The sequence below is a fragment of the Pseudomonas sp. K5002 genome (assembly GCF_013386655.1).
Lineage (GTDB): Bacteria > Pseudomonadota > Gammaproteobacteria > Pseudomonadales > Pseudomonadaceae > Aquipseudomonas.
In genome coordinates this window covers 1-5,115 of the sequence record NZ_JACARK010000717.1, presented here as the reverse complement: position 1 = coordinate 5,115, position 5,115 = coordinate 1, and the positions used below count along the sequence as shown (strand labels likewise).

Sequence of the window (5,115 nt, the reverse complement as noted above, 5' to 3'; positions counted from 1 at the left end):
GAGTTGCTGGCGGCGCATGCCGGCCAGGGGGTGATCGTCAAGGCGGGCGAGCAGGGCGCCTTCAGTGTTGACCGGGTAGCCGCCGTCGAGCCGCTGGATGTCAGCACCCTGACCTGGGAGAACGGCATGCTGCTGGCCCAGCATATGCGCCTGGCGGACCTGCTGGATGAGCTGGGGCGTTATCGCGCCGGCGTATTGCGCTGCCATGCCTCGGTTGCCGACCTCACGGTGTCGGGTGCGTTTCCCCTGCGCGACACCGATGCCAGCCTGCACCTGTTGCAGGAAACCTTGCCGGTCAAGGTCAGCAGCCTGACGGGGTATTGGGTGACGGTCGAGCCGCGCTGATCTTTTTCAACTTTCGCTGATACCTTTTTCGTTGTCGCCCGGTGTAGGGGAGAACCCTCAACATTGCTCCGCGCCGACAGGAATGCCCATGACCGCCAGACCGCTCCCGTACTGCCCCCGTCCGTTGAAGGCTCTGAGCCTGGCGGTCGCCCTTGCCGCCGTCGCACCGCTGCAGAACGCCCAGGCAGAAGATGCTGCGCCAAGCAGTGCGGCGCGCAGCTATAACATCGCGGCGGGGCCGCTGGGGAATGTGCTGGCGCAGTTTGCGGCGTTGTCCGGGGTGCCGTTGTCGTTCGATTCCACGTTGCTCAACGATCAACAAAGCCCGGGGCTGCAAGGCAGCTACAGCGCACAATCGGGTTTTGCCCAGTTGCTGCAAGGCAGCGGCTACACCCTGCAAGGCACCGGCACCAACGGTTATACCGTGGTGCCCCAGGCCAGCGGCGGTGCGTTGGAGTTGGGCGCCACCACCATCAGCGGTGAAGCGAGCGGGGCGCAGGCAGACACGTATGCCGGTGGCCAGGTGGCACGTTCTGCACGCCTGGGCGTGTTAGGCAATCGGTCCATCAACGACGTACCATTCAGCGTGGTCAGCTACACCTCGAAAACCATCGCCGACCAACAAGCGCGAACCGTCGGCGACGTATTGCTCAACGACGCGTCGGTGCGCCAGTCGTCCGGGTTTGGCAACTTCTCCCAGGTGTTCACCATTCGCGGGCTGCCGCTGAGCACCGATGACATCGCATTCAATGGCCTGTACGGCGTGCTGCCCCGGCAGATCATCACTACCGAAGCCCTGGAACGGGTGGAGTTGTTCAAGGGCCCGAATGCCTTCGTCAACGGCGTGTCGCCCTCGGGCAGCGGGATCGGCGGCAGCGTCAACCTGGTGCCCAAGCGCGCTGAAGACACGCCCACCCGCAGCGTCACCCTCGATTACGCCAGCGACAGCCAGGCCGGCGGCCACATCGACCTTGGCCAACGCTTTGGCGAAGACAACCGCTTTGGCGCCCGGGTCAACCTGGCGCGGCACGGCGGCGAAACCGCTGTGGATGACGAAAACAAAAGCTCGCAGTTGATCGCCGTTGCCCTGGATTATCGCGGCGAGCGCTTGCGGGTCTCCACCGACTTTGGCTACCAGAAAGAACGCATCAATAACGGCCGCTCGGTGGTCTACCTGACCGGCACCAAAGTGCCCAGCCCGCCGTCGGCCAAGAACAACTACGCCCAGGACTGGAGCTGGTCGCAGCTGGAAGACACCTACGGCATGGTCAACGCCGAATATGACTTGAACGATAACTGGACGGCCTACGCGGCAGGTGGCGCCAAGCACACTCGGGAGAACGGCCAGTATTCGTCGCTGTATGTCGCCAACGATGGCAGCGCCAAGGTGGGCTTCCTCTATTCACCCCATGACGAAGACAACAAAAGCGCCATGGCCGGCTTGAACGGGCACTTTGCGACGGGGCCGGTGACCCATCAGATGAACTTCGGGCTGTCGGGGATCTGGGGCGAGCAGCGCTCGTCCTACGAGGCGATCCTGCAAGCCAACCGCCAGCCCGGCAACCTGTACGACCCGACGCAAACGCCGCGACCTACCAACACCTATTTCGGCAGTGATATTCACGACCCGCGGGTTGTCGGCAAGAACCGCATCAAGAGTGCGGCGGTGTCCGACACCCTGGGCTTTTTGGATGATCGGGTGCTGTTGACCCTGGGCGTGCGGCGCCAGACCATCGAGGTGGACAGTTGGAACACGGCCACGGGGGCACGGGGTACACCGTACTCCGAGTCCATCACCACACCGGTCTATGGGCTGGTAATCAAGCCATGGGAGCACGTGTCGTTCTACGCCAACCGTATCGAAGGCCTGGCCCAGGGCCCGACGGCGCCACTCACGAACGTGACCAACCCCGGCGAAGTCTTCCCGCCCAAGCGCAGCAAGCAGACGGAAGCCGGGGTGAAGCTGGACTGGGAAAACTATGGCGCCACGCTGGGTGTGTACCGCATCGAACAGCCGAACAACGCGACCACCCGGTTCCCGGGCCAGAAGTTCGATACCTTCACTGTCGACGGTGAACAGATCAACAAAGGCGTGGAACTCAACGTGTTCGGCGAGCCCATCGACGGCCTGCGCCTGCTGGCCGGTGCCACCTGGATGGACACCGAACAGAAGAGCACTTCCAACGGCGCCACCGACGGCAACCGCGCCGCGGGTGTGCCGCGCTTCCAGTACAACATCGGTGCGGATTGGGATGTGCCGGGCATCCAGGGTGCGGCGGTCAGCGCACGGATGCTGCGCACCGGTGGCGAATACGTCAACGCCGCCAACAGCCTGAGTATCCCGGCCTGGACCCGCGTCGACCTGGGGGCGCGTTATGGCTTCAAAGCGGATGACAAATACATCACCCTGCGCGCCAACGTCGAAAACGTAGCGAACAAGGCGTACTGGTCGTCGGCGTCGACGGCCAATAACTACCTGACCCAGGGTGAGCCGCGGACAGTGAAATTGTCGGCGACGGTGGATTTCTGAGCCTGGGAAAACCTATCAGGTGATGAACAACCCGTGGCGAGGGAGCCTTTGTGGCGAGGGGGCTTGTCCCCCGTTGGGCTGCGCAGCAGCCCCAAAAAAGCCGGGAGCGCTTCGCACTCCAACGGGGGACAAGCCCCCTCGCCACAAAAAAATCCCTTCACCACACCTCCAGCTACAACAGGCGGCACAGCCAAAAGGTCAACCCGCATTCACCTCAATCCGGTCAAAGCCCTTGAGGCGATACAGCATCACCGAGATCGCCCAACTGGCCACGAAGATCCCGATGATCATGTAGCCCAGCATCCCGAAACTGTCGTTCAGCGAGCCGATAAAACTCCAGAACGATCCCTTCAGGTCCAACTGGTCACCCATCAACCCCAACGCCTCGATACTGCCGATCACCACCGCAACCACCACCGATACCAGGGTGATGGTCATGTTGTAGTAGATCTTGCGGATCGGCTTCATGTACGCCCAGCCGTATGCCCCCAGCATCAGGTGGCCGTCCAGCGTGTCCACCAGGGACATGCCGGCGCTGAACAGCAGCGGGAACACCATGATCGCCCACGGCGACAGCCCTTGAGAGGCCTGGGTCGCAGAAATCCCCAACAGGCCGATCTCGGTGGCCGTATCAAAGCCCAGGCCGAACAGGAAACCCAACGGGTACATATGCCAGCTGCGGCTGATCAGGCGAAACACCGGGCGGAAAATCCGCGCCATGAAACCCCGGTCCGCCAGCAGCAGGTCGAAGTCGTCCTCCACATACGCACCGCCCTGGCGCACATGGCGCCAGGCCTTGTAGATCGCGTGCAGGATCACCAGGTTCATCAAGGCGATGACCAACAGAAACGAGGCCGAGACCGACGTGCCGATCACCCCGCCGATTGCCTTGAACCCTTCAAACCGCGCCTGCATCACCGAGGCCGCAAACGCGACGCCAATGGATGCCAGGACCACCACCGAAGAATGTCCCAGGGAGAAAAAGAAGCCCACCGCCACCGGACGTTTCTTTTCCTGCATCAGCTTGCGGGTCACGTTGTCGATGGCGGCGATATGGTCGGCATCCACCGCATGCCGCAGCCCGAAACCGTAGGCCAGGAGCGCGGTGCCGAGCAACACCGGGTGCTCATGGAACGCCACCAGCGCCCAGATCCAGGCGAACACGTTAATGCCGATCAACAACCCGTAGATGCCAAACAGCTTGGCGCGAACCTGGGTGCTGGAGTCACTGAAAATCTGGGCAAGGCGTAGGATCATCAACACTACCTGTGTGCGGTGGAAACATTCAGACACGTTCCGAAACTTTATAGATTTTGTTTAGAGTGATGATGAAATTTGTGGAGTGAGTGAGGAGAGGATTGTGACGACGATCGAAAATGCAGCAATGGCGGTTATTGAGTTCTGGAAACAGGCGGGGCCCAAGCTCTGGTTTGCCAAGGATGAAGGGTTTGACCGGCGTTTTCGCGAGGCTTTCTACACCACGCATTTGCAGGCGGCCCGGCGCGAACTGGAGAGCTGGATGCAAACGCCGGAAGGCGCGCTGGCGTTGCTGTTGCTGCTGGACCAGTTCCCGCGCAATACCTTCCGTGGCACGGCGCATATGTTCGCCACCGACCCGCTTGCGCGTTTGTACGCGCGGCAGATGGTCGAGGCGGGGATGGACAAGTCGATCGAAACCCCGTTGCGGGCGTTTTGTTATTTGCCCTTCGAGCATTCTGAAGATCCCGGGGATCAACAGCTGTCGGTGGCCCTGAACAAGGACCTTGATGCCAATACCTACCGCTGGGCCAAGGAGCACGCCCGCATCATCGAGCGGTTCGGGCGCTTTCCTCATCGTAATGAGGTGTTGGCCAGGGTCACGACAGAGGAGGAGCGGGCGTTCCTGGAGGACGGTGGCTTTTCGGGCTAGGCCTCGGGTTCAGCCACTAAGTCTCTGACGCCCGCCTGGCGAAAACGCCGCACACCCTTGAGATCAATCGCCCAACGCAACGCTTCAGTCGCCGACGGACGTTCGCCTTGGGTAATTGCCGCGTCATCGGTGGTCAGTTTATTCAGGTAGCCCTTGGCGCCGCCGCGTTCGCTCCAGTAATGGGTGTGGCTGAGCCAGGACCTGGCGAGCCAGCCTTTCCATTTGCCCACGCTGACCGGCAGGTCCAGTACGCCGGGGCCCATCACCGGGCTGACCGGGCCGCCGACGATGTCGCCAAACAGGCCCAGGGGCGCGGGGAAGTAGAGGTTGG

General features: G+C 62.1%; 3 protein-coding genes and 2 pseudogenes. 3 read left to right on the top strand and 2 right to left on the bottom strand.

The window, feature by feature from the left end:
* Together HX846_RS27015 and HX846_RS27010 are read left to right on the top strand one after the other, a co-directional pair.
* Window positions 1-345, top strand: a pseudogene (locus tag HX846_RS27015) (iron dicitrate transport regulator FecR); the annotation flags it as partial.
* A gap of 88 nt (window positions 346-433) precedes the next feature.
* Entirely contained in the window at window positions 434-2,875 is a 2,442-nt protein-coding gene (locus HX846_RS27010) for a TonB-dependent receptor (protein ID WP_178966450.1), read from the top strand.
* Between the two features lie 198 nt (window positions 2,876-3,073).
* Here HX846_RS27010 and HX846_RS27005 read toward each other — a convergent pair whose 3' ends face one another.
* Complete coding sequence (locus tag HX846_RS27005) at window positions 3,074-4,132, bottom strand: HoxN/HupN/NixA family nickel/cobalt transporter (RefSeq protein ID WP_178966449.1); 1,059 nt, start codon at window positions 4,130-4,132, stop codon at window positions 3,074-3,076.
* A 127-nt stretch (window positions 4,133-4,259) separates the two neighbouring features.
* Here HX846_RS27005 and HX846_RS27000 point away from each other — a divergent pair, with 127 nt between their 5' ends.
* A complete protein-coding gene (locus tag HX846_RS27000) occupies window positions 4,260-4,784 on the top strand; it encodes a DUF924 family protein (RefSeq protein WP_008435398.1) in 525 nt (174 codons plus the stop codon).
* Here the strand turns inward: HX846_RS27000 and HX846_RS26995 are convergent.
* A pseudogene (locus HX846_RS26995) lies at window positions 4,781-5,115 on the bottom strand (hypothetical protein); the annotation flags it as partial. The gene HX846_RS27000 and the pseudogene HX846_RS26995 overlap by 4 nt on opposite strands.

What these genes read in the sequence shown, in the direction of transcription:
- HX846_RS27010 (WP_178966450.1), top strand. Translation starts at nt 434, where the DNA reads ATGACCGCCAGACCGCTCCCGTACTGCCCCCGTCCGTTGAAGGCTCTG.
- HX846_RS27005 (WP_178966449.1), bottom strand. Translation starts at nt 4,132, where the DNA reads ATGATCCTACGCCTTGCCCAGATTTTCAGTGACTCCAGCACCCAGGTT.
- HX846_RS27000 (WP_008435398.1), top strand. Translation starts at nt 4,260, where the DNA reads ATGGCGGTTATTGAGTTCTGGAAACAGGCGGGGCCCAAGCTCTGGTTT.